The sequence below is a fragment of the Streptomyces cyaneus genome (assembly GCF_004028635.1).
GTDB classification, from domain to species: Bacteria; Actinomycetota; Actinomycetes; order Streptomycetales; family Streptomycetaceae; genus Streptomyces; species Streptomyces cyaneus.
On sequence record NZ_RQJW01000004.1, the window covers coordinates 138,451 to 161,527 of the forward strand.

The 23,077-nt window shown below is 70.4% G+C and carries 25 protein-coding genes; 11 read left to right on the forward strand and 14 right to left on the reverse strand.

Annotated features, from left to right (window positions below):
* The first annotated feature begins 2 nt into the window (after positions 1–2).
* Positions 3–1,004, forward strand: a complete 1,002-nt coding sequence (recX, locus tag EHO50_RS16015) for a recombination regulator RecX (RefSeq protein WP_164904862.1) — start codon at positions 3–5, stop codon at positions 1,002–1,004.
* Between the two features lie 157 nt (positions 1,005–1,161).
* Here the strand turns inward: recX and EHO50_RS16020 are convergent, their stop codons facing one another.
* The 8 genes from EHO50_RS16020 to EHO50_RS16050 form a co-directional block, all read right to left on the reverse strand.
* Positions 1,162–1,608: a rhodanese-like domain-containing protein gene (locus EHO50_RS16020; RefSeq protein WP_128431252.1), complete on the reverse strand. Its 447-nt coding sequence runs from the start codon at positions 1,606–1,608 to the stop codon at positions 1,162–1,164.
* A gap of 185 nt (positions 1,609–1,793) precedes the next feature.
* Positions 1,794–2,375: a cupin domain-containing protein gene (locus tag EHO50_RS16025; RefSeq protein ID WP_425472190.1), complete on the reverse strand. Its 582-nt coding sequence runs from the start codon at positions 2,373–2,375 to the stop codon at positions 1,794–1,796.
* Positions 2,376–2,469: 94 nt separating this feature from the next.
* A complete protein-coding gene (locus EHO50_RS46035) occupies positions 2,470–2,556 on the reverse strand; it encodes a putative leader peptide (protein WP_313960178.1) in 87 nt (28 codons plus the stop codon).
* 117 nt (positions 2,557–2,673) lie between these two features.
* Positions 2,674–4,371, reverse strand: a complete 1,698-nt coding sequence (locus tag EHO50_RS16030; protein WP_128430825.1) for an FAD-dependent monooxygenase — start codon at positions 4,369–4,371, stop codon at positions 2,674–2,676.
* Positions 4,372–4,548: 177 nt separating this feature from the next.
* Positions 4,549–5,481, reverse strand: a complete 933-nt coding sequence (locus EHO50_RS16035; RefSeq protein WP_128430826.1) for an amino acid ABC transporter permease — start codon at positions 5,479–5,481, stop codon at positions 4,549–4,551.
* Entirely contained in the window at positions 5,478–6,152 is a 675-nt protein-coding gene (locus EHO50_RS16040; protein ID WP_128430827.1) for an amino acid ABC transporter permease, read from the reverse strand. Before EHO50_RS16040 ends, EHO50_RS16035 begins: the two co-directional genes overlap by 4 nt.
* A gap of 111 nt (positions 6,153–6,263) precedes the next feature.
* Entirely contained in the window at positions 6,264–7,115 is an 852-nt protein-coding gene (locus EHO50_RS16045) for a glutamate ABC transporter substrate-binding protein (RefSeq protein ID WP_164904863.1), read from the reverse strand.
* Between the two features lie 108 nt (positions 7,116–7,223).
* The gene (locus EHO50_RS16050; protein ID WP_128430829.1) at positions 7,224–8,000 is read right to left on the reverse strand and encodes an amino acid ABC transporter ATP-binding protein; all 777 of its coding nucleotides are present in this window, start codon (positions 7,998–8,000) and stop codon (positions 7,224–7,226) included.
* A 288-nt stretch (positions 8,001–8,288) separates the two neighbouring features.
* On the opposite strand from EHO50_RS16050, the gene EHO50_RS16055 reads away from it, so the two are divergent.
* Together EHO50_RS16055 and EHO50_RS16060 are read left to right on the forward strand one after the other, a co-directional pair.
* Positions 8,289–8,975 carry a response regulator transcription factor gene (locus EHO50_RS16055; protein WP_128430830.1) on the forward strand — a complete coding sequence of 229 codons (687 nt, stop codon included), beginning with the start codon at positions 8,289–8,291 and terminating at the stop codon, positions 8,973–8,975.
* 9 nt (positions 8,976–8,984) lie between these two features.
* Positions 8,985–10,376 (forward strand): sensor histidine kinase, encoded by a 1,392-nt coding sequence (locus EHO50_RS16060; protein ID WP_128430831.1) that lies wholly within the window; start codon positions 8,985–8,987, stop codon positions 10,374–10,376.
* A 26-nt stretch (positions 10,377–10,402) separates the two neighbouring features.
* Here EHO50_RS16060 and EHO50_RS16065 read toward each other — a convergent pair whose 3' ends face one another.
* Positions 10,403–11,398, reverse strand: a complete 996-nt coding sequence (locus EHO50_RS16065; protein WP_128430832.1) for a TAXI family TRAP transporter solute-binding subunit — start codon at positions 11,396–11,398, stop codon at positions 10,403–10,405.
* 142 nt (positions 11,399–11,540) lie between these two features.
* On the opposite strand from EHO50_RS16065, the gene EHO50_RS16070 reads away from it, so the two are divergent.
* Positions 11,541–11,945: a pyrophosphohydrolase domain-containing protein gene (locus tag EHO50_RS16070; RefSeq protein ID WP_128430833.1), complete on the forward strand. Its 405-nt coding sequence runs from the start codon at positions 11,541–11,543 to the stop codon at positions 11,943–11,945.
* A 105-nt stretch (positions 11,946–12,050) separates the two neighbouring features.
* Here EHO50_RS16070 and EHO50_RS16075 read toward each other — a convergent pair whose 3' ends face one another.
* From EHO50_RS16075 to EHO50_RS16085, 3 genes are all read right to left on the reverse strand, one after another.
* A complete protein-coding gene (locus EHO50_RS16075) occupies positions 12,051–12,998 on the reverse strand; it encodes an NADP-dependent oxidoreductase (RefSeq protein WP_128430834.1) in 948 nt (315 codons plus the stop codon).
* 53 nt (positions 12,999–13,051) lie between these two features.
* A complete protein-coding gene (locus EHO50_RS16080; protein WP_128430835.1) occupies positions 13,052–13,348 on the reverse strand; it encodes a DUF2218 domain-containing protein in 297 nt (98 codons plus the stop codon).
* Between the two features lie 65 nt (positions 13,349–13,413).
* Positions 13,414–14,046 carry a GTP cyclohydrolase II gene (locus EHO50_RS16085; protein WP_128430836.1) on the reverse strand — a complete coding sequence of 211 codons (633 nt, stop codon included), beginning with the start codon at positions 14,044–14,046 and terminating at the stop codon, positions 13,414–13,416.
* 193 nt (positions 14,047–14,239) lie between these two features.
* On the opposite strand from EHO50_RS16085, the gene EHO50_RS16090 reads away from it, so the two are divergent.
* The 3 genes from EHO50_RS16090 to EHO50_RS16100 all read left to right on the forward strand — a co-directional run bounded on the left by EHO50_RS16090 (position 14,240) and on the right by EHO50_RS16100 (position 17,151).
* On the forward strand, positions 14,240–14,716 hold the full coding sequence (locus tag EHO50_RS16090) for a MarR family winged helix-turn-helix transcriptional regulator (RefSeq protein WP_128430837.1): 477 nt from the start codon (positions 14,240–14,242) through the stop codon (positions 14,714–14,716).
* Positions 14,717–14,784: 68 nt separating this feature from the next.
* Positions 14,785–16,299 carry a tRNA (N6-isopentenyl adenosine(37)-C2)-methylthiotransferase MiaB gene (miaB, locus tag EHO50_RS16095; protein WP_128430838.1) on the forward strand — a complete coding sequence of 505 codons (1,515 nt, stop codon included), beginning with the start codon at positions 14,785–14,787 and terminating at the stop codon, positions 16,297–16,299.
* A 123-nt stretch (positions 16,300–16,422) separates the two neighbouring features.
* Positions 16,423–17,151 carry a class III extradiol dioxygenase subunit B-like domain-containing protein gene (locus EHO50_RS16100; protein ID WP_128430839.1) on the forward strand — a complete coding sequence of 243 codons (729 nt, stop codon included), beginning with the start codon at positions 16,423–16,425 and terminating at the stop codon, positions 17,149–17,151.
* A gap of 76 nt (positions 17,152–17,227) precedes the next feature.
* On the opposite strand, the gene EHO50_RS16105 is transcribed toward EHO50_RS16100, so the two are convergent.
* Together EHO50_RS16105 and EHO50_RS16110 are read right to left on the reverse strand one after the other, a co-directional pair.
* Positions 17,228–17,497 carry an antitoxin gene (locus EHO50_RS16105; RefSeq protein WP_128430840.1) on the reverse strand — a complete coding sequence of 90 codons (270 nt, stop codon included), beginning with the start codon at positions 17,495–17,497 and terminating at the stop codon, positions 17,228–17,230.
* A 24-nt stretch (positions 17,498–17,521) separates the two neighbouring features.
* The gene (locus tag EHO50_RS16110) at positions 17,522–17,803 is read right to left on the reverse strand and encodes a hypothetical protein (RefSeq protein WP_128430841.1); all 282 of its coding nucleotides are present in this window, start codon (positions 17,801–17,803) and stop codon (positions 17,522–17,524) included.
* Between the two features lie 182 nt (positions 17,804–17,985).
* Here EHO50_RS16110 and miaA point away from each other — a divergent pair, with 182 nt between their 5' ends.
* From miaA to EHO50_RS16130, 4 genes are all read left to right on the forward strand, one after another.
* Positions 17,986–18,924, forward strand: a complete 939-nt coding sequence (miaA, locus tag EHO50_RS16115; RefSeq protein ID WP_128430842.1) for a tRNA (adenosine(37)-N6)-dimethylallyltransferase MiaA — start codon at positions 17,986–17,988, stop codon at positions 18,922–18,924.
* A gap of 108 nt (positions 18,925–19,032) precedes the next feature.
* A complete protein-coding gene (locus EHO50_RS16120; RefSeq protein WP_128431253.1) occupies positions 19,033–19,536 on the forward strand; it encodes a hypothetical protein in 504 nt (167 codons plus the stop codon).
* A 103-nt stretch (positions 19,537–19,639) separates the two neighbouring features.
* On the forward strand, positions 19,640–20,509 hold the full coding sequence (dapF, locus tag EHO50_RS16125) for a diaminopimelate epimerase (RefSeq protein ID WP_128430843.1): 870 nt from the start codon (positions 19,640–19,642) through the stop codon (positions 20,507–20,509).
* Between the two features lie 299 nt (positions 20,510–20,808).
* Positions 20,809–23,004 carry a RelA/SpoT family protein gene (locus EHO50_RS16130; RefSeq protein WP_128430844.1) on the forward strand — a complete coding sequence of 732 codons (2,196 nt, stop codon included), beginning with the start codon at positions 20,809–20,811 and terminating at the stop codon, positions 23,002–23,004.
* Positions 23,005–23,077: the final 73 nt, after the last annotated feature.

A 23,077-nucleotide genomic window follows, 5' to 3' on the forward strand; every position in this document is an offset into this window, starting at 1 on the left:
CCGTGACACGACGCACGGACTGGGCCGAGTACGCCGCCTACCCGGACGCTCCGCGTGAGCGGGCGAGAGGCGGCGACAGGGCCTCCTCCGGGAGGGGCGGTTCCACCTACGGAGGGGACGCGGCCCATGACACAGACGGGGGGAACGACGACGGCACGGCGCCGTACGGCACGAGCGGGCCGTACGGGCGCTACGGGGGGCACGGCAAAGAGTCGGGCCTGACGTACGGCGACGAGTCGGGTCTGGCGTACGGCGATGATCCGGGCCAGGGCGGGGCGGACGGCGAAGCGTGGCCGGAGGGCGGCTCGGCGTATGGCGCAGGAGCGCCCGGCAGGGCCGGCGGCGGTTCGCGCCGAAGCCGCGGCGGGGGCCGGGGCACGGATGGCTCGGGCGGCAGCGCCGCCTCCACCCCGCGCGGGCGTCGCCGGCGCGGCCGCACAGAGCCGTCCAGTCAGGACGGAGGCGCTTCTTCCTCGTCGAGGGCCGAGAAGGAGGCGCCCCCGGGGGACCCGGTGGAGCAGGCGCGGGCGATCTGTCTGCGTCTGCTCACCGGGACCCCGCGCACGCGCAAGCAACTCGCGGACGCCCTGCGCAAGCGGGAGATCCCGGACGACGCCGCCGAGGAGGTGCTGTCGCGGTTCGAGGAGGTCGGTCTCATCAACGACAGTGCGTTCGCGGACGCCTGGGTGGAGTCCCGGCACCACGGCCGGGGACTGGCTCGACGTGCGCTTGCCCAAGAACTGCGGACCAAGGGCGTCGACTCCACACTGATCGACGCGGCCGTCGCCCAGCTGGACTCCGAGCAGGAGGAGACGACCGCACGCGAACTCGTCGCCCGCAAGCTCCGCTCGACGCGCGGCCTCGACCGCGACAAACGCCTGCGCCGCCTCGCGGGCATGCTCGCCCGCAAGGGCTACCCCGAGGGCATGGCCCTCCGGGTAGTCAGACAGGCCTTGGAGGAAGAGGGAGAGGACACGGAGTTCCTCGAGGACGAGGGGTTCTGAATCCGACGGCCCACGGCCACGGCACCGTATAGGCGCTGGTACAGGCGCTGAGGGTGGGTGCAGGGCCGGGGACTGCAGGATTCCGGCCCCGGACACGGTGGACGCGCGGGGGCGCCCATCGCGTTCGGGGCCGGGATCGCCGCCCCTTGGGCAGCTCCTAGGCCTCCGCCCCCACCCCCGGCGTCACCGGAAGTCCCTCCGCCCGCCAAGCCTGGAACCCCCCGACCAGGTCGGTCGCCCGGCGCAGTCCCAGTCGTCGTAGCGACTCCGCCGCGAGGCTGGACGCGTACCCCTCGTTGCAGATGACCACGACCCGCAAGTCGTGACTTGTGGCCTCGGGGGCGCGATGGCTGCCCTGCGGATCGAGCCGCCACTCGAGTTCGTTGCGCTCGACGACCAGGGCGCCGGGGATCAGTCCGTCCCGCTCGCGCAGCGCCGCGTACCGGATGTCGACCAGCAGAGCCTCGCCGGCCCGGGCAGCCTCGTACGCCTCCCGCGGCTCGATCCGCGTGTAGCCCGCACGCACCCGCTCCAGCAACTCGTCGATGCCGACCGGCCGTTCATCCACGCTGCCCACGCCCACCTCTGCCTCGCCCCCGCCGATGGGCTGCTCGCTCACGCTGCCCGTCTTCGACGTACCCCCGCCGACCGGCCGTCCACTCACGCCGCTCGTCTTCGACTCACCCCGGCCGACCGGCTGCTCAGGCACGCCGCTCACCTTCGGCTCGCCGCCCCCGACAACCGGCCGTTCGCCCGAACCACGCACCGCAGACCCGACGACCGCCCCGCTCACTGCCAGTCCTCCGGGCGTTCCACCTGCTCCAGACGCAGGACCGGTCCGCTGCGGCTGAAGCGGCGGATCTGCGGCAGGGGCGGGTAGTAGGCGTGCACGGAGATCGCATGCCGGCCGGCGGATTCGTTGAGGACCTCGTGCACATGGTGGTGGCCGAAGGAGCGGCCCTTTCCGGCCGGCAGCCGGCGTTCCCGGTCCACGTCGTCCGTCAGTTCCAGCGTCTTCCAGCCGTCGGCGGGCAACCGGACGGCGAGCGAGTTCTCCTTGAGCTCACCGGCCGCCGTCACGAAGGCCCCGACCGAGTCGGCATGGTCGTGCCAACCGGTGCCGGTCCCGGGCGGCCAGCCGATCAGCCAGGCCTCGCTGCCGCCGGGACCCTCGAGCCGTACCCAGGTTCGGCCCTCGGGATCGAGCGGCAACGAGGCAATCAAGTCGGCGTCGGCGGCGGTACGCCGTACGAAGTCGAGAAGGTCCGCCTGCGTCGGCGTGGACACCGGCCTGGAAACCGGCGTGGAGACCGCCGCGGAAACCTGCTGAGAAGCGGCAACGGCGGCAGGGGATGCGGGGGATACAGACACGGGCACCGTCCTGATGAGAGTTCGCCAAGAGCGCGCGACAGCAGAGGCGACAAGGCGGCAGGCGTGGCGCGCGCGGAAGAAAGGGGATGCGAGTTCAGCAGGACGGACGACACACGCAGCCCGCATAGCGGACGAGGTCCATATGGACCCTCCGCCACAGGCGTACACAGGTGTCGGTCATGGTCGGGAGTACACCATGACGGTGCGAACCGGTCAACTCACTGTCACTATGCGGACCGCACAGTGACAGTGAGTGCTGCTTTGAGGTGAGAACGAGGAGGAGTTGCCTACGACGGGATCAGCGTGACCCGGCCGCCGCCCCGGCCTGCTCCGCCGCCCCGGCCTGTGCTCTGACCGGTCCCCCCAGCGCCGCCTCAGCTGCCGCATACAGATCGGCCGGCCGCACCCCGCTCAACGCCGTCACCAGGTGCCCGTCGGGCCGGACCAGCAGGACCGAATGCGCGGCCGCCCCCGGATAGCTCTCCGCGACCAGCAACTCGGCCGGATACGGCAGCGCCGTCACCGCGGCCGCCAGCCGCGGCATGATCCCCGCGGTGGCCCAGTGCTTGCGGTCCCACACGCCCGTGCCCGGCGCGATCAGTACGACCAGCAGCGCGCCCCGCCCGAGCCGGTCCCGCAGCTGCACGAAGGAGCCGTCCTCCGCGGTGACCCGCACGTCCATGACCGGCGCACCGCGGGGCGTGTCCACGGGGACCTCGCCCTCCAGAGACCGGGGCGCCAGCGGAGAGTCGGCGTACGTCCCTGGCGCACCGATCGCTCCCTGCCCCAGGTGGCCGTCCATCAGCAGCGCGTCATGGCCCCGCGCGGAGCCGGGGACGACCGCGCGCAGCCCTCCGCCGCCGCGCAGCAGCGGCAGCGCCTGGTCGGCGGCGCGCAGCCGGGCGGCGACGGCCGAGCGCCGCTCCGCCTGATAGCTGTCGAGCAGCGCCTCGTGCGGCCCGTGGTGCCAGGCCGGCGCCAGCTTCCAGGCGAGGTTGTCGGCGTCCCGCAGCCCCTCGTCCAGGCCGTGCGTGCCGAGCGTGCCGAGGCAGTGCGCCGCGTCCCCGGCGAGAAAGACGCGGCCCACGCGCCAGCGGCGGGCCAGGCGGTGGTGGACCGTGTGAACCCCGGTGTCGAGGAGTTCGTACGGCGGTGTCGGCCCGCCGGTCCACCCGGCGAGCGTCTCCCGGACGTGGGCCACCAGCATCTCGGGCGTGACCAGGTCCTTGCCCGGCGGCAGCAGCCAGTCGAGGCGCCACACCCCGTCCGGGAGCGGCCGTCCGGTCACCTCCCCGCCCGAAGGTCCGGACGTCCGCCACGGCGGCATCCGATGGAGCAACGCCTGACCGTCCCAGGGAAGTTCCGCGCGCAGCGCGGCCACGGCGTGTCGCTCCACCGCCGTACGGCCCGGAAAGCGGATGTCCTCCAGCTTTCGCACAGTCGAGCGCTGGCCGTCGCAGCCCACCAGGTAACTGCCGCGCCACCAGGTGCCCTTGGGGCCGCGGGTGTGGGCGGTGACGCCCGAGGGCTCCTGCTCGATGGCGTCCAGGCGGCTGTCCACGACGACCTTGACGAGCCGCTCGCCGACGAGGGCCGCGCGCAGGGCGTCGGTCAGTACGTGCTGGGCGATGTGCAGGGGGGCGGGTTTCGTGACGGCCCCAGGGTTTGTGACGCCCCCGGGGCTCGTGATGCCCCCAGGGCTCGCGACGCCCTCGCCCCCTTCCGCGGAGGCGTCGAACTTGACCTCTCGCATCACCTGCTTGCGCCGCATCGCCCGCCATCCGGCCCAGCGGGCCCCGGCCTCGCCGACCGGCACGCCCGTCAGGCGCTCCATGAGGGCGGTGGTGTCCTCGCGCAGGACGGCGGTGCGCGCGAGGCGCGGTTCGTCCTTGCCGGGGCCCTCGTCGAGGACGACGGACGGCACCTCCTGACGGGCCAGCGCCAGGGCGAGCGTGAGCCCGACGGGCCCCGCTCCGACGATGATCACCGGGTCCACGGCGCGGTGCCCCCTGCCCGCAGCGGTGTCCCGAGGGACGCAAGTGAACAGAAGGCTGGAGCAGGGTGCACGATCACAGAACGTATGCAACCCATTGCCGGTGCTTGCGTCAAGTGACGGAGGGCAGTGGCGATCATGCCACTGCCCTCTGCGCCGTTCACGCCAATTGACTGCTTGTCAGGTATAGGTCCTGGAGCCTGGGAGGCCGCCGCCTTCACCACCGGTCCCGAAGGAGCCGCCCACCGCCGCCGGGTTCAGCTCCTCCATGTCCTCGGCGCTGAGGACCGCGCCCGTGCTCTTCTTGCTGCGCCGCAGCCGCTGCTCCAGCCAGCTCGCGAAGCTGGTGAGCATGAAGTTCAGCACGATGTAGATGATCGACACCACGATGAAGCTGGGGATGACCGTGGCGTAGAAGGCTGCCATCGTCTGGCGCGCGTTGAGCAGTTCGGTGAACCCGATCATCACGCCGCCCAGCGCGGTGTCCTTCACAATGACCACGAGCTGGCTGACGATGGCCGGCAGCATGGCGGTGACGGCCTGCGGCAGCAGGATGCTCCTCATCGTCTGGCCCTTGCGCAGGCCGACCGCCATGGCGGCCTCCGTCTGCCCCTTGGGCAGCGCGAGGATGCCGGCCCGCACGACCTCGGCCAGGACGGACGCGTTGTAGAGCACGAGGCCGGTGACGACCGCGTAGAGGGGCCGCTGTTCGCTGGAGACGCCCGTGTAGCGGTTGTAGAACTCGTTGGCGAACAGCATCAGCAACAGGACCGGGATCGCCCGGAAGAACTCGACCACCCAGGCGGCCGGAAGCCGCACCCACCGGTGGTCGGAGAGGCGTGCGATACCGAAGACCGCGCCCAGCGGAAGAGCGATCACCATGGCCAGCGCCGCGGCCTTCAGCGTGTTGCCGAGACCTGGCAACAGATAAGTCGTCCAGGCTTCCGACTGAGTGAACGGCTTCCACAGAGCCCACGCCCACTGGTTCTTCTCGTCCAGCTTGTACCAGATGAACCAGGCGAGCAGGGCGAGCAGGGCGAAGAAGGCCACCGAGATGAGCACGTTGCGCCGCTTGGCGCGGGGGCCCGGAGCGTCGTAGAGAACGGAGGTCATCGCTTCACCGCCAGTCGCTTGCTCAGCCAGCCGAGGATCAGGCCGGTGGGCAGAGTCAGTACCACGAAACCGAATGCGAAGATCGCGCCGATGAGCAGGACGGCGGCCTCGTTCTCGATCATCGTCTTCATCAGGTAGGCCGCCTCGGCCACGCCGATCGCGGCCGCCACGGTGGTGTTCTTGGTCAGCGCGATCAACACGTTGGCCAGCGGGCCGATGACCGAGCGGAAGGCCTGCGGCAGGATGACGAGCCGGAGGTTCTGGCTGAAGGTCAGCCCGATGGCACGGGCCGCCTCGGCCTGGCCGAGCGGCACGGTGTTGATGCCGGAACGAATCGCTTCGCAGACGAACGCCGCGGTGTACGTGGCGAGACCGAGGATCGCCAGGCGGAAGCCCTGGACCTTGAAGTCGTCGCTGCCCATCGTCACGCGGAAGGTGTCGGCAAGGCCGAGCGAGGTGAAGATGATGATGACCGTCAGGGGAATGTTCCGGACGATGTTCACATAGGCCGTGCCGAATCCGCGCATCAGCGGGACCGGGCTCACTCGCATCGCGGCCAGGAGGGTTCCCCAGATCAAGGAGCCGATGCCGGAGAAGAAGGTGAGTTTCACCGTCATCCAGAAGGCGCCCAACAGGGTCGGGTTGTCATAGTCAGAAAGAAAGTCGAACACGATCTCCCGCGCTTCCGGGTGGATGGCGTATGTGGATAGCGCGGCGCACCGCCGCCCTGATCGCGGTGGACGGCGGCGCGCCGGTGGATCCCTGCGCTACTTGACGACGCGCTACTTGACGATGACGCCGATCTTCGGCGCGGGCTCGTTCTTGTAGTTGGCCGGACCGAAGTTGTCGGTGACCGCCTTGTCCCAGGCCTTGTCGCTGACCATCTTCTCCAGGGCGGCGTTGATCTTGTTGACGGTCTCGGTGTCGCCCTTCTTCACACCGATGCCGTAGTTCTCGTTGCTCAGCTTGAGGCCGGCGAGCTTGAACTGGCCCTTGTACTGCTCCTGCGCGGCGAAGCCCGCGAGGATCGAGTCGTCCGTGGTCACTGCGTCCACGGCGCCGCTCTGCAGCGCGGCGATGCACTCCGAGTAGCCGCCGTACTCCTTGAGGTTGGCCTTCGGGGCGATCTCGTCCTTGATGTTCTGCGCCGAGGTGGAGCCGGTCACAGAGCACAGGTTCTTGCCGTTGAGGTCGGTGGCCTCGGAGATGTCGGAGTCGGACTTGATCAGCAGGTCCTGGTGGGCCAGCAGGTACGGTCCGGCGAAGTCGACCTTCTCCTTGCGCTCGTCGGTGATCGAGTAGGTCGCCGCGATGAACTTCACGTCGCCACGGGCGAGCGCGTTCTCACGGTCGGCGCTCTTGGTCTCGACGAACTCGATCTGGTCGGCGTCGTAGCCGAGCTCCTTGGCCACGTACGTCGCCACGTCCACGTCGAAGCCGGAGAAGGAGCCGTCAGCTTCCTTCAGGCCGAGACCGGGCTGGTCGTACTTGATACCGACCTTGATCTTGTCGCCGCCACCGGAGCCGGAGCCGGCCGCGCTGTCCTTGTCGCTGTCGCCACCACCACAGGCGGTCGCGGTCAGGGAGAGTACGAGTGCAGCGGCCGCCGCGGCGGAGACCTTGCGGAGCTTCATGGTGAACATCCTTTGCGTGAAGAAGAGATGCGTGCCGTCAGGAGAGGCGGGTGACGCAGGTCGTCGGTTGCGTGAAGCAGTCCGTCAGTGGTGCGGGATCGCACCCCGTCAGTGGTGCAGGATCTTGGACAGGAAGTCCTTGGCGCGGTCGCTGCGCGGGTTGCTGAAGAACTGGTCGGGCACAGCTTCTTCGACGATCTTGCCGTCCGCCATGAACACCACCCGGTTGGCGGCCGAACGGGCGAAGCCCATCTCGTGGGTGACGACGATCATGGTCATGCCGTCGCGGGCGAGCTGCTGCATGACCTCCAGTACCTCGTTGATCATCTCCGGGTCGAGAGCCGACGTCGGCTCGTCGAAGAGCATGACCTTGGGGTCCATGGCCAGCGCACGGGCGATGGCCACACGCTGCTGCTGGCCGCCGGAGAGCTGTGCGGGGTACTTGTCCGCCTGGCTGCCCACGCCCACCCGGTCGAGCAGGGAGCGGGCCTTCTCCTCGGCCTTCTTCTTGTCGGTCTTGCGGACCTTGATCTGGCCCAACATCACGTTCTCGAGCACGGTCTTGTGCGCGAAAAGGTTGAAGGACTGGAAGACCATTCCGACGTCGGCACGCAGCTTCGCCAGCGCCTTGCCCTCAGCGGGCAGCGGCTTGCCGTCGATCGCGATCGCGCCGGAGTCGATCGTCTCCAGGCGGTTGATGGTGCGGCACAGGGTGGACTTCCCGGACCCGGAGGGTCCGATGACCACGACGACCTCGCCGCGGGCGATCGTCAGGTCGATGTCCTGGAGCACGTGCAACGCGCCGAAGTGCTTGTTCACGTTCTTCAGGACGACCAGCTCGCCGGTCGCGGCCACATCTTCCTTGGCCACCGATACTTCGGTCATCGCTCTCAGGCTCCGTCCTCCTCGGTTTCGGAGGACAGTAGTAACCGTATCCGACCTGCGTCATTAGTTCTGAGGGGAATCTGAGCATCACGATCCGATAGCAATCGGACACGTGTCGTAGCACTTGACACCTGGGCGCGTACCGGCTGGATAACGGAAGCCGCGAGCAACCGGAACCCACTTGACGGCGTCGTCGTCCATCAGCGTGACTGCCATGATGCACGCGCGCGTGTGCATGCACTGTGTACCTACCTGAATCGTACGGCCGATGAACCGAAGGAGGCCGGGGTGAGACTGCTCCTCGTCGAGGACGACAACCATGTCGCTGCAGCGCTGTCCGCGGTCCTGGCGCGGCACGGTTTCGAGGTCACGCACGCGCGCAGCGGCGAGGAGGCCCTCCAGGCGCTCGTCCCCGAGGGCAACGGCTTCGGCGTCGTCCTCCTCGACCTCGGCCTGCCCGACCAGGACGGATACGAGGTCTGCGGCAAGATCCGCAAGCGCACCAGCACCCCGGTGATCATGGTCACCGCGCGCTCCGACGTCCGCTCGCGCATCCATGGCCTCAACCTCGGGGCCGACGACTATGTGGTGAAGCCGTACGACACCGGGGAGCTGCTCGCCCGGATCCACGCCGTCAGCCGGCGCACCGTGCAGGAGGAGGCCGAGACGGGTGGCGACGGTGTGCTGCGCCTGGGCGCCGTACACATCGAACTGCCCACCCGCCAGGTCAGCGTGGATGGTTCGGTTGTCCAACTGACCCGCAAGGAGTTCGATCTCCTCGCCCTGCTCGCCCAGCGCCCTGGGGTGGTCTTCCGCCGGGAGCAGATCATCAGCGAGGTGTGGCGCACGAGTTGGGAGGGGACCGGGCGCACCCTTGAGGTGCATGTGGCGTCCCTGCGCGCCAAGCTGCGCATGCCGGCGCTGATCGAGACCGTACGTGGCGTCGGCTACCGACTCGTCTCCCCGACCTCGTAGCGGGCAAGTGTGCGCACTCGTCTCCTCCCGCTGCTCATCGTCCTGATGGCGGCCGTGCTGCTCGCCCTCGGCGTACCGCTCGCCGTCAGCCTGGCCGCGGCACAGCAGCAGAAGGTCGTCGTCGACCGGATCGACGACACGGCGTACTTCGCGGCCATCGCCCGGCCCGGCGCCGACACCACCTCCGGGTCCCGCGACGAGCTGCGCATCCTGAGCCGGGAGCTCGAGAGCTACTACGACGTCTACGGCATCAGGGCCGGTGTCTTCCTGCCCAACGACACGCCCCTGGCCAACGGGCCGACGACCTGGTTCCTGCCCGAGTCCGGCGAAGTGCGCGACGCCTTCGAGGAGTCGCTGCTCAGCCGGCGCAGCCACGACCCCAAGCAGGTGTGGCCCTGGCAGCGCGGCCGCCTCGTCATCGCCTCGCCGGTCATCCGGGACGGTGACGTCGTCGCGGTCGTCGTCACCGACTCGCCCACCGGGCAGATGCGTTCGCGGATCCTGCACGGCTGGCTGATCATCGGCGCGGGTCTGACGGCCGCGATGCTGGTGGCCGTCGGGGCCGCGCTCCGGCTCACGGGCTGGGTGCTCAGGCCGGTTCGGGTGCTGGACGCCACCACGCACGCGATCGCCAGCGGCCGCCTGAAATCACGGGTCGCGGTGGCCAGCGGTCCGCCGGAACTTCGGCGGCTGGCCCGGTCGTTCAACGAGATGGCGGACAACGTCGAGGACGTGCTGGAGCAGCAGCGCGCCTTCGTCGCCGACGCCTCGCACCAGCTGCGCAACCCGCTCGCGGCGCTGCTGCTGCGCATCGAGCTGCTCGCCTTCGAACTTCCCGAGGGCAATCAGGAGATCGCTTCGGTCCAGGCCGAGGGCAAGCGTCTGGCCCAGGTCCTGGACGACCTGCTCGACCTGGCCCTGGCCGAGCACACCGAGGCCGATCTGCGGCTCACCGACGTCGGTGCGCTGGCCGCCGAGCGTGTCGCGGCCTGGTCGCCGACGGCCGAGGCCAAGGGCGTACGGCTGGTGGGGGACTGCCCGCCCACCACCGCCTGGGCCGACCCGATCGCGCTGTCCAGCGCGCTGGACGCGGTGATCGACAACGCGGTCAAGTTCACGCCGGAGGACGAGCGGGTCGAGGTGACCGTCACCTCCAACGGCAGTACGTCGACGATCGTCGTGACCGACCACGGCCCCGGCCTCACCGACGAGGAACTCGCCCGCATCGGCGACCGCTTCTGGCGCAGCGGCCGGCACCAGAACATCAAGGGCTCCGGTCTGGGGCTGTCGATCTCGCGCGTGCTGCTCGCGGCGGGCGGGGGCTCCATCTCGTACGACCGTCATGAGCCGCACGGCTTGCGGGTGACGGTGACGGTGCCCAGGTCGGGGCCGACGCCGTAGCGGGCCGGCAGGGTGCTCGTGGTTTCCTACGGTTTGACCGAGCGGTAGTAACGCTGGGCGCCCTCGTGCAGTGTCAAGGGGTCGGTGTAGATCGCCGTGCGCAGGTCGACCAGTTGCGCGGAGTGGACGTGGGCGCCGATGCCGTCGCGGCTCTTGATCACCGTACGGGTGAGCCATTCGGTGAGGCGGGGGTCCATGTCCTTGCGGGTGATCAGCAGGTTGGAGACGGCGATCGTCGGCACCGTGTCCCCGTTCTGGACGGTGGGGTAGGCCGACTCCGGCATGTTGGTCGCGCGGTAGAAGTGGGCCGCGTCGCCCTGCGCGTGCACCTTGGCGACGAGACCGGCGTCGATCGGCACGAACCGGAACGCGGAGGTCTCGGCGATCTTCTCCAGCCCGTCCGTAGGTACCCCGCTCGACCAGAAGAACGCGTCGAGCTCGTGCCCCAGCCGCTTGGGTCCGGTGTCGATGCCGTCCGACCGGGGAGTGATGTCCTTCTCCGGGTCGATGCCGGCGGCCTCGAGCACGCGCGTGGCGATCAGCCGCACACCGGAGTCGGGCAGCCCTATGGCCACCCGCTTGCCTTTCAGGTCCGCCACGGAGCGGATGTCCGAGTCCGGTGGGACGACGAGCTGTACGTAGTCGTCGTAGAGGCGGGCGACGCCGCGCAGCCGGTCGGTGACGGGCTTGTCGCCGATCTTGAACGTGTCCACCGCGTCGGCGGCGGCGATCGTGAAGTCGGCCTGCCCGGTCGCCACGCGCTTGACGTTCTCCTGCGACCCGTCGCTCGTCAGCAGCCGCACCTTCAGCTGTGGCATGTCCTTGGCCAGCTCGTTGCGCAGAAGCTCGCCGTACTCCTGGTAGACCCCCGCGCGCGTGCCGGTGCTGAACGTGATCGTCCCGCTCGGCGGCTCCTCACCCAGGGGCAGCAGCCACCACAGCAGCAACCCGAGGGCGACGAACCCGGCGGCCGCGCCCTCCAGGGCCCGGCGCCTGCTGATGCGGGAGAGTGCCTTGGACATGGCCGCGATCCTGCCAGCCGGTATGCGGTCCTGACCAGGGCAGGGGTCACAGGGGGAGTGGCGGGGGTGGGGGAGGGGGCGGCCGCCGCAGCCGCACGCATCCTCAAGGAGCACTGTCAGACCCGGCCGTTACAGTCGCCGTATGAGTTCGTCGCCCGCTGACCTGGTCCGTGCCTTCCACCTCGCCTTCGGGCTCGACGCCCGCAGTACACCGACGGAGGTCTCCCCGGATCTCGCCGCACACCGTGGAGAACTGCTTGCCGAGGAGGCCGCGGAGGTCGCCGAGGTCTCCGTCACCGGCCCGCTCGACAGACTCGCGCACGAGCTGGCGGACGTCGTCTACGTCGCGTACGGCACGGCCCTGGTCCACGGGATCGACCTCGACGCCGTACTGGCCGAGATCCACCGCTCCAACATGACCAAGCTGGGCCCCGACGGCCAGGTCGCTCGACGGGCCGACGGCAAGGTGCTCAAGGGCGAGCACTACGAGGCACCGGACGTGTCGGCCGTACTGCGCCGCCAGGGGTGGGTGGCCGACGGGGCGTGACCGGTCGGGAGGAGTGAGGGGGTGGAGGACCTCGGTAGGGGTGAGGGGCAGAGGCTAGGGGGCGCGAGGAGCTCGCCGACGCGCCGGTCTCCTCGCCGGTGTGGGTCAGGGCAGGATGACCGTCTTGCCACGGGAGCCGCCGGCGCGGGCGCGGGCCACGGCGGTGGGGGCGTCGGCCAGGGGTACCTCGGTGTCGATCGTGATACGGAGCTTCCCGGCGTCGGCGAGGGCGGCGAGGGACTCGAGTTCGGCCCGGCTGGGGTCGTTGACGAGGTTGATGCCGTGGACCTCGCGGGCGGCCAGCGCGTCGGGGTCGGCGGCGTGGTTGGTGCTGATGAGCCTGCCACCGGGCTTGAGCAGTCCGGCCAGGGCGTCGATGTCGCCGCCGGGCCGGGTGACCAGGTCGAGGACGGTGTCGATGCCGTCGGGGTGGGCGGCGAGGACTTGCTCTGCGGTGGGCGCGGCGACGAAGTCGATGACCTGGTCGGCGCCGAGTTCGCGGAGGTGGCCCGCTATGTCGCCGGTGCCGGTGGCCAGCACCCGGGCCCCCTGGAGGGCGGCGAACTGGATCGCGGACTGGCCCACACCGCCGGACGCCCCGTTGATGAGGATCACATGGCCGGCGTCGAGGCGGGCGGCCTCGATGGCCTGGTAGGCGGTGACACCGGCGGTGGGCAGCGCGGCCGCGACGGCGAACGGCAGGTCGTCGGGCATACGGGCGATCGTGCCGTCCTCGGCGGCCAGGACGTACTCGGCGTAGGAGCCCCGGCCGTACGGGAGGTTCATGAACTGGCCGTAGACGGTGTCGCCGGGCCGGAAGCGGTTCACGCCGGGGCCGATGCGTTCGACCACGCCGGCGCCGTCCGAGCCCATGACGAGGGGAAAGTCGTGCTCGACCATGCCCTTGAGGGCTCCGTCGGCGACCTTCCAGTCGAAGGGGTTGAGCGAGGCGGCGTGCAGACGGACCAGCAGCTCACCCGGGCCCGGTTCCGGCACGGGCAGGTCGGTGACGAGCGGCTCGGCCCCGAAGTCGGTGATGATGACGGCCTTCATGGCGATGCCTTTCTCCTGTCTTCCGGGTGTGTCGTCAGTCCTGAGCGGGCTCGTCAGTCCCGAGCGGGCTCGTCCCATGTGACGGTCAGTTCGTTGCGCCGGCCGAAGCGTTCGAGGTGGCTGCCCACGACGTCCTGGATGGCGGTGAGTGCGGTCGTGTCCGGTGCGGTGACCCGAATCAGAAGGTGGTCGTCCAGGGCTTCGAGGACGACGTCCGTGTGCTGGAAGGCGAGGCGGTGCCCGCCGTCGGGGGTCTCCTCGACGGGGATCTTTCGGCCGAAGTGCGAGGCGAGCTGCTTGGCGTAGCGCGGGGCGGCGTCGGTGGCGACGCGGGCGAGGGAGGAGGGCACGAGAGAACTCCAGGGGATGGGTGCCGGGTGGTTCCGGGATGCCGATGGGGTGCTGTCGGGTTACGTCAGCCGGCCAGCGCGGCGAGGCCGACGGGGTCGGGCAGGGCGATGGTGTGGTGGGTGTGCTGGGCCTTGGCGTGCAGGTAGCGGACGTTGCTGTCGGTGGCGAAGACCCCGGTGGGCCGGACGTAGCGCACGGAGACGCCCAGGTCGCGCAACTGCCCGCCCTTGTCGGGGTTGTTGGTGAGCAGGTCCAGCTCGTCGATGCCGAGGGCGGTCAGCATCTGGGCGGCGGCGGTGTAGTCACGGCCGTCCTCGGGCAGGCCGAGCGCGGTGTTGGCCTCGTAGGTGTCCAGGCCCGCGTCCTGCAGGGCGTAGGCGTCCAGCTTGTTGTACAGGCCGATGCCGCGGCCCTCCTGACGGAGGTAGAGCAGGACGCCGCCGGTGGAGGCGATGCGCTCCACGGCCTCGCGCAACTGCGGACCGCAGTCGCAGCGCGCCGAGCCGAACACGTCCCCGGTCAGGCACTCGGAGTGCAGCCGCACCAGCGGTGCCGGGGCCGCCGTGGGATCACCCAGGACGAGCGCCACATGCTCCTTGCCGTCGACCAGGCCGTGGAACGTGACTGCCTCGGCGGTGACCTCGTAGCCGTCGCCGAAGCGCAGGGGGATGGTCACGCGGGTCCGTACTGAAGCCATGAGTGCTCCTTCGAGGGCTGGACGAACCGGCAGGTTCAAATTTGAATCTCGATGCATCGACGATAGCGCGAAGTTTCAAATTTTGAACAACGGCTTTCGTGTTGCGCCGGTCACATCGCGCGGATGTGGGCCGCCACGCGCCGCCGCAAGCGGCCCCAGGTTCGAATTTGAACCGTCGCGATAACGTGGACGCATGACCGCCCCGCAGTGGTTGAACGAGGAAGAGCTGCGCGCCTGGTACGCCTTCGTGGCCGCCGGTGCGCTCATCAATCGCCGTCTGGATCAACAGCTCAAGGACGACGTGGGGATCACACACCTTCAGTACGAGATCCTCGTGCGCCTCGACGCGGCCCCGGACCGGGAGATGCGCATGAGCGCGCTCGCTGACGCGCTCCTCAACTCCAAGAGCGGCCTGACGTACCAGATCACCCAGCTGGAAAAGGCCGGGCTGGTGACCCGGCGCTCCTGCCCCAGCGACCCGCGCGCGGTCTACGCCGTCCTCACCGACGCCGGCAGGTGCATGCTGGAGCAGGCGGCCCCGGGCCATGTCGCACAGGTCCGCAAGCTGCTCATCGACGTCCTCACACCACAGCAGCTCGCGACCATCGCCGACGGCCTGACCGAGGTAACTCACCGCATACAGAGCAGCGAAGCCGACCCCGCGCGGTAGCCCTCTCCCGCCGGTACCGCCTCCGAACACCGAAACGAGGGGCTCCGGCGACCGCATACCCTTGTCCCATGAGCAGCAGCGACCGGAGCCAGGCAGTGGGCGTGAAGACATACGAGGTGCGCACCTACGGGTGCCAGATGAACGTCCACGATTCCGAGCGATTGTCCGGGCTGCTCGAAGACGCCGGTTACGTACGCGCCCCCGAGGGCTCGAACGGCGACGCGGACGTCGTCGTCTTCAACACCTGCGCGGTCCGCGAGAACGCCGACAACAAGCTGTACGGCAACCTCGGCCACCTCGCGCCGATGAAGACCAAGCGCCCCGGCATGCAGATCGCGGTCGGCGGCTGCCTCGCGCAGAAGGACCGCGACACCATCGTGAAGCGTGCGCCCTGGGTGGACGTCGTCTTCGGCACGCACAACATCGGCAAGCTGCCCGTCCTGCTGGAACGCGCGCGCGTGCAGGAGGAGGCGCAGGTCGAGATCGCCGAGTCACTGGAGGCGTTCCCGTCGACGCTGCCGACGCGGCGCGAGAGCGCCTACGCGGCCTGGGTGTCGATCTCCGTCGGCTGCAACAACACCTGCACCTTCTGCATCGTCCCGGCCCTGCGCGGCAAGGAGAAGGACCGTCGCACCGGCGACATCCTCGCCGAGATCGAGGCCCTGGTCGCCGAGGGCGTCTCCGAGATCACGCTGCTCGGCCAGAACGTCAACGCCTACGGCTCCGACATCGGCGACCGCGAGGCGTTCAGCAAGCTGCTGCGGGCCTGCGGGAACATCGACGGCCTGGAGCGCGTCCGCTTCACCTCCCCGCACCCGCGCGACTTCACCGACGACGTCATCGCCGCCATGGCCGAGACGCCGAACGTGATGCCCCAGCTCCACATGCCGCTCCAGTCCGGCTCGGACACGGTCCTGAAGGCGATGCGCCGCTCCTACCGCCAGGAGCGCTACCTGGGGATCATCGAGAAGGTCCGCGCCGCCATCCCGCACGCCGCGATCACGACGGACATCATCGTGGGCTTCCCCGGCGAGACCGACGAGGACTTCGAGCAGACGCTGCACGTCGTGCGCGAGGCCCGCTTCGCGCAGGCCTTCACCTTCCAGTACTCCAAGCGGCCCGGAACCCCGGCCGCGACCATGGAGAACCAGATCCCCAAGCAGGTCGTCCAGTCGCGCTACGAGCGTCTCGTCGCCCTCCATGAAGAGATCTCCTGGGAGGAGAACAAGAAGCAGGTCGGCCGCACGTTCGAGCTGATGGTCGCCGAGGGCGAGGGCCGCAAGGACGACACCACCCACCGCCTGTCCGGCCGCGCCCCCGACAACCGCCTGGTCCACTTCACCAAGCCGGAGCAGGAGGTCCGCCCCGGCGACGTGGTGACGGTCGAGATCACGTACGCCGCCCCGCACCACCTCCTCGCCGAGGGTGCCGTCCTCGACGTCCGCCGCACGCGCGCGGGCGACGCCTGGGAGAAGCGGAACGCCGCCGCGCAGGCCAAGCCGGCCGGTGTGCTGCTCGGCCTGCCCAAGGTGGGCGTGCCGGAGCCGCTGCCGGCGGTCACCGGAGGCTGCGCCGTCGACTGACCGGGCCGACCGGACACGACCGACCGGACCGCGAGAGATCAGAGGCCGGACCGCGGCAGGCGACGCCCGTGACCGGAGGACGCGTCCCGGGTGACTCATGGGCCGCGCAGTAGGCTGCCGATCATGCTTGTCGCCGCCGCAGTCTGCCCTTGCCCGCCGCTCCTTGTGCCCGAGCTCGCCGCCGGTGCCGCGCCCGAGCTGGCTGCCGCGCGAGCCGCCTGCACGGACGCGCTCGGCGTGCTCGCGGCCGCCCGGCCCGACCTTCTCGTGGTCGTCGGCCCCGCCGAGGAGAGCGGGCGCGGGGCACATGCGGAAGGCACGCCGGGCTCCTTCCGCGGCTTCGGCGTGGACATCGACGTACGGCTGGGCGGGGCCCAGGACGGCGCGGCCGCCCCGGTGCCGTCGGAACCCCGTCTGCCCACCTCGTTGGCCGTCGCCGCGTGGCTGCTGGAGCGGACCGGGTGGTCGGATGCCCCGATCGAGGGACTCGGTGTGGGGGAACCTCTGGAGGCCGAGCGGTGTACTGAAGTCGGAAGGGACATCGCCGCCCGGGCCGAGCGGGTGGCGCTGCTGGTGATGGGCGACGCCAGCGCCTGCCGCACGCTCAAGGCCCCGGGCTACCTCGACGAGCGGGCGGCACCTTTCGACGCGTCCGTCGCGCGTGCGCTGGGCAAGGCGGACGTGGCCGCGCTCAGGACGCTGGACGCCGAGCTCGCGCGTGAGCTGAAGGCCTCGGGCCGGGCCCCGTGGCAGGTCCTCGCGGGAGCCGCCGAGGAGGCGGGCCTTTCGGGCGCCCTGCTGTACGAGGACGCGCCGTACGGGGTGGGGTACCTGGTCGCGACCTGGTCGTAGGGCGGGTCGGCGCCCACCCGAAAACGGCGGACGGCCGGGAGCCGTCAAGCTCCGCGGCCGTCCGTCGATGTGCCGTTCAGGTGGTCGGCGGGGGTGCGTCCGGCGGCGGCGCGCTGCCGCCCGTCGCCGTGTGGTCGCCCTTGTGCGCGAGCCGGTCCATGGCGCCCTTGGCCTTGCCCGTACCCGTGTGGATCTTGTCGCTGTACTTGCCCTTGGTCTTCTCGTCGACGAACTTCTCAGCCTTGTCGAGGCCGTGTTGCACCTTCTCCTCGTGCCGGTGCGCGAAGTCGGAGACCTTGTCCTTGGCCGGGGCGAGTTTGGCTTTCAAATTGTGCATCAGACCCATGGTTCACCTTCCCGCGCGGGGCAGTTACGTGCGGGCGCCCTCGTCGGCCTCACGGTCGGCCGCCTCGTCGGCGGACTGCTGCTTGGGGATCTCGACGCCGTCGTCGGTGTCGGCCTCGCCGGGCTCCTCCGCCGTCGACTGGACCCCGTCCTCGGCCCTGTCCTCGGCCTGGGCCTCGGCCGACCCCTTCGCCTCTGCCGCCTCCTCCGCCGCGGGTTCGGCCGTTGGTGTGTCGGCCTGAGCCTCGGCGGTTGACGCCTCCTCCGTAGCCTTCGACCTCCGGAGAAGTCGTGCGAAAACGCCCATATCCACTCCATACGTTACTCGTGCGGGCGAAATCCCGCGTCGTCCGGTGCGCCCGTTTGTGTCGCCCGGTCGCCGCCTCCGCGAAACCGGCGGCGAAAACCTCGCAACTTGGAACGACCCCGCGCGCGTGCCGTCACGTAACTCGTTCGAGGCCACCCCGTGAGGTTTGCGAGACTGGGTCGGTGAGTAGCGCACCTTCCGCCCCCCGAGTCATCGCCGTAGTCGGACCGACCGCAGCCGGAAAGTCCGATCTGGGCGTATTCCTGGCCCAGCGACTCGGCGGCGAGGTCGTCAACGCCGACTCCATGCAGCTCTACCGAGGGATGGACATCGGCACCGCCAAGCTGACGCCCGAGGAGCGCGCCGGTGTCCCGCACCACCTGCTGGACATCTGGGACGTGACGGTCACGGCGTCCGTCGCCGAGTACCAGCGGCTCGCGCGTGAGCGGATCGACGCGCTGCTGGCCGAGGGGCGCTGGCCGATCCTGGTCGGCGGCTCGGGGCTGTACGTCCGTGGAGCCGTCGACAACCTGGAGTTCCCCGGCACCGACCCCGAGGTCAGGGCCCGGCTGGAGGAGGAGCTCGCGCTGCGCGGCTCCGGGGCGCTGCACGCCCGCCTGGCCGCCGCCGACCCCGAGGCCGCACACGCGATCCTGCCCAGCAACGGGCGCCGTATCGTCCGGGCCCTCGAGGTGATCGAGATCACGGGACAACCCTTCACCGCCAACCTCCCCGGCCATGACTCGATCTACGACACGGTCCAGATCGGCGTCGACGTGGCCCGTCCCGAGCTCGACGAGCGCATCGCGCGCCGGGTCGACCGGATGTGGGACGCAGGGCTCGTGGAGGAGGTCCGCGCGCTGGAGGCGCAGGGGTTGCGTGAGGGGCGTACGGCCTCGCGTGCGCTCGGCTACCAGCAGGTGCTCGCGGCGCTCGCCGGGGTGTGCACCCTCGATGAGGCGCGCGCCGAGACCGTACGTGCCACCAAGCGCTTCGCGCGCCGCCAGGATTCATGGTTCAGACGCGACCCGCGGGTGCACTGGCTCAGTGGGGCTGCGGCAGATCTCACAGAACTTCCGCATCTCGCACTGGCGTTGGTCGAACGACCGGTTACAGCCTGATCACGTGATGGCATCGGGACGCTCCGGCCGCCGTCCGGGCCTCCGACGCCATGCCATCATCGAGCTTCGATCGACCAAGTGGAGTCCGAGTTGGGAGGGCGCGTGGCGATGGAGGCCGGCCCTCGCGACACCGCACAAGGCACTGAGAACGTCACCGCCGACAGGGGCGAACCGGAGCAGGACGGCGACCGTCTGAGCCCCGACGGGCCCGACGAGGCGGAGGGCGGCGTCACCGACGACGGCCCCGAGCCCGAGGAGATGTACGCAAGCGGCCCGGAGGTCGAGGTCGAGCTGCGCCCGCAGCGCCGACTGCGCATCTGGCAGCTCGCGCCCATCGTGTCCCTCTCCGCGGTCGGCTCCCTGATGTTCGCGTTCCCGCTGGCCTTCGACTTCGGCGACAGCGGGGCCGTGATCGCCATGCTGGGGCTCCTGATCTGCTCCTGCGCGGCCGGCTGGGGCATGATGGCGGCCCGCCGGGTGGGCTACACCTGGCCCGGGCTGCCCCAGCGGGGCTCCGGGCGCAGAGCGGACTGGCGGGTCGTGGTGGCCTACGCCCTGCTCGTGGCTGCGGTGATCGTGCTCGCCGTGTGGCGCGTGGCCCGGCTGCGCTGACCTTCACGCGCGCGGGGATCGGCGTACGACCACACGCGCGCGTGGGCTGTCGTACGCCCCAGCACGCGCATGGCTTGTCGTACCGACCCCTTACGATCGAGGAATGAGCACGCGGATCGCCTTCCTCAAGGGTCACGGCACCGAGAACGACTTCGTGATCGTCCCGGACCCCGAGAACGCCATCGACCTGCCCCCGGCCGCCGTCGCCGCCCTGTGCGACCGCCGCGCGGGCATCGGCGGTGACGGGCTGCTGCACGTGGTGCGGTCCGCCGCGCACCCGGAGGCCAAGGACATGGCGGCCGAGGCCGAGTGGTTCATGGACTACCGCAACGGCGACGGCTCGATCGCGGAGATGTGCGGCAACGGCGTGCGCGTGTTCGCGCGCTACCTCCAGCGCGCCGGATACGCAGCCGAGGGTGACCTCGCGGTCGCCACGCGCGGGGGCGTGAAGACCGTGCACATCGCCAAGGACGGTGATGTCACGGTCGGCATGGGCAAGGCGCTGCTCCCCGAAGGGGACGTCACGGTGAGCGTCGGCGAGCGCAGCTGGCCCGCGCGCAACGTGAACATGGGCAACCCGCACGCCGTCGCCTTCGTGGACGACCTCGCGCACGCCGGTGACCTGTACTCCCCGCCGCCGTTCAGCCCGGCCTCCGCCTACCCGGACGGGGTCAACGTCGAGTTCGTGGTCGACCGCGGGCCCGGGCATGTCGCCCTGCGCGTGCACGAGCGCGGTGCCGGCGAGACCCGTTCGTGCGGCACGGGCGCGTGCGCCGTCGCCGTGGCCGCCGCGCGGCGGGACGGCGCCGATCCGGCGGTCACCGGTGCCCCCGCGACGTACACCGTCGATGTGCCGGGCGGCACCCTGGTGATCACCGAGCGGGCGGACGGCGAGATCGAGATGACCGGCCCCGCGGTGATCGTCGCCGAGGGTGAGATCGACGCGGACTGGCTGGAAAACGCGGTCCGTTGAGGGGCGGGGCGGCTTGGTATCCCAGCCTCGACCGCTCCGGTGCCTGTCACCGGCCCCGTCCGGGGTGGCGGGCGCGTTCGAAATCATGGCCAGTCAGCTGTCAGGTGGCGGGAAATCGTAAACCTGTGAACCCTCGCTCGAATGGGTGATCCGTTTCACGCTCGGCGAGAGGCGGTCAGCCGCACGTGATGGGCTCGGTAGCATCAAGCACCGGCCCGGACGGGGGAGATGTCGCCATCCCCTGAGCCGTGTCCGCCATGGGGCACCCCGTCCGCCGGTCCACGCAGCCGGAGGTGCCCATGAGTGCGGAGGCAACGAATTCCGCGACGCCAGGCCCGGTAGCAGGCCCTGTGACGCCCGCGGTGTCCCGCAGGAAGGCCCGCGCCCGGATCGATCTGCGCCGCCTCGGTCGGGCTGCGCTGCTCGGCCCCGCCTCACGCGACCGGCTGCCCGACGCCATCAGCCATGTCGTCGACGCCCACCGCGCCCACCATCCCGACGCCGACCTCGAACCGCTGCGCCGCGCCTATGTGCTGGCCGAGTCCTCGCACCGCGGCCAGATGCGCAAGAGCGGCGAGCCGTACATCACGCACCCGCTCGCGGTCACCCTGATCCTCGCCGAACTGGGCGCGGAGACCACCACCTTGACGGCCTCTCTGCTCCACGACACGGTCGAGGACACCGATGTGACGCTCGACCAGGTCGGTGAGCAGTTCGGTGCGGAGGTCCGCTTCCTCGTCGACGGCGTGACGAAGCTGGAGAAAGTCGACTACGGCGCCGCCGCCGAGCCGGAGACCTTCCGCAAGATGCTCGTCGCCACCGGCAACGACGTCCGTGTGATGTCGATCAAACTCGCCGACCGGCTGCACAACATGCGCACCCTCGGTGTGATGCGCCCGGAGAAACAGGCCCGCATCGCCAAGGTGACCCGCGACGTCCTCATCCCGCTCGCCGAACGGCTCGGCGTCCAGGCGCTCAAGACCGAGCTGGAAGACCTGGTCTTCGCGATCCTGCACCCGGAGGAGTACGAGCACACACGGGAGTTGATCGTCGACAACGCCTCCCGCGCCGACGATCCGCTGGCCGAGATGGCCGACGCGATGCGCAAGGTCCTGCGCGAGGCCGACATCCAGGCCGAAGTCCTCATCCGGCCACGGCACTTCGTCTCCGTGCACCGGGTGTCCCGCAAGCGTGGCCGGCTGCGCGGTGCCGACTTCGGACGGCTGCTGGTACTGGTGAACGAGGACGCGGACTGTTACGGCGTCCTGGGCGAACTGCACACCTGTATGACGCCCGTCGTCTCGGAGTTCAAGGACTTCATCGCCGTCCCCAAGTTCAACCTGTACCAGTCGCTGCACACCGCCGTCGCCCGCGAGGACGGCCAGGTCACCGAAGTCCTCATCCGGACCCACCAGATGCACAAGGTCGCCGAGGCCGGTGTCGTCGCGCTCGGCAATCCCTACGCTCCTCCTGCGGAGGAGCAGGCCGCCGCCGCGAGTGACGGCGAGCGCGCCGACCCCACGCGCCCCGGCTGGCTGTCCAGGCTCCTCGACTGGCAGGAGGCCGCGCCCGACCCGGACACCTTCTGGTCCACGCTCCGCGAGGACCTCGCCCAGGACCGCGAGATCACGGTCTTCCGGCCCGACGGCGGCACCCTGGGCCTGCCCGAGGGTGCGACCTGTGTGGACGCGGCGTACGCGCAGTACGGAGAAGACGCGCACGCGTGCATCGGCGCCCGCGTCAACGGCCGCCTGGCGACGCTCAGCACGGTTCTGCGGGACGGGGACACCGTCCAGCTCCTCATGGGCCAGGACCCGGCCTCGGAGCCCTCCAGGGAGTGGCTGGAGCACGCCCACACGCCCGCCGCCCGGATCGCCATCCAGCGGTGGCTGGCCGCCCATCCCTCGCAGGGCGATGCCCCCGGGGCCGAAGAGACCAGGGTGCTCTTCCGGCCCACGGGCGACGGATCGGTGGGCCAGGAGACTGCCGCGGAGGGGCAGGCCTTCCGCCCTGCCGTCGAGGGGCCGGCCGGCCGCTACGCCACCGCCGACGTCCTCGTCGACCAGCCGGGCGCGACCGTACGCCTCGCCGGCTGCTGTACTCCCGTACCGCCCGACGAGGTCACCGGATTCTCCGTGCGCGGGGGAGTGGTGACCGTCCACCGCGTCGAATGCGCCGCAGTGGCGCGTATGAAGAGCGCGGGGCGCGCGGAGATCGGGGTGCGCTGGGGCGACACCACCGAGTGCCGGGTCACCCTGGTCGCCGAATCGTTCGTCCGCCCGCACCTGCTGGCCGACCTCACGGAAGCCATGGCCCTGGAGGGCGCCGAAATCGTATCGGCGACGGTCGAGCCCCCGACCCAGCAGCGCGTGCGCCACACCTACACGGTCCAACTCCCGGACGCGGCGCTGCTCCCGGGGCTGATGCGGGCGATGCGGAATGTGGCCGGCGTGTACGACGTGAGCCGGGCGCAGCCGCAGATGCAGGGGGCGTGAAGGGGCGAGGGAGCGCGGGGTGTCGCGCGAGGGTTTGTTGGTGCGGGGATGGGCGCGTGGGGCGCCCACGGCG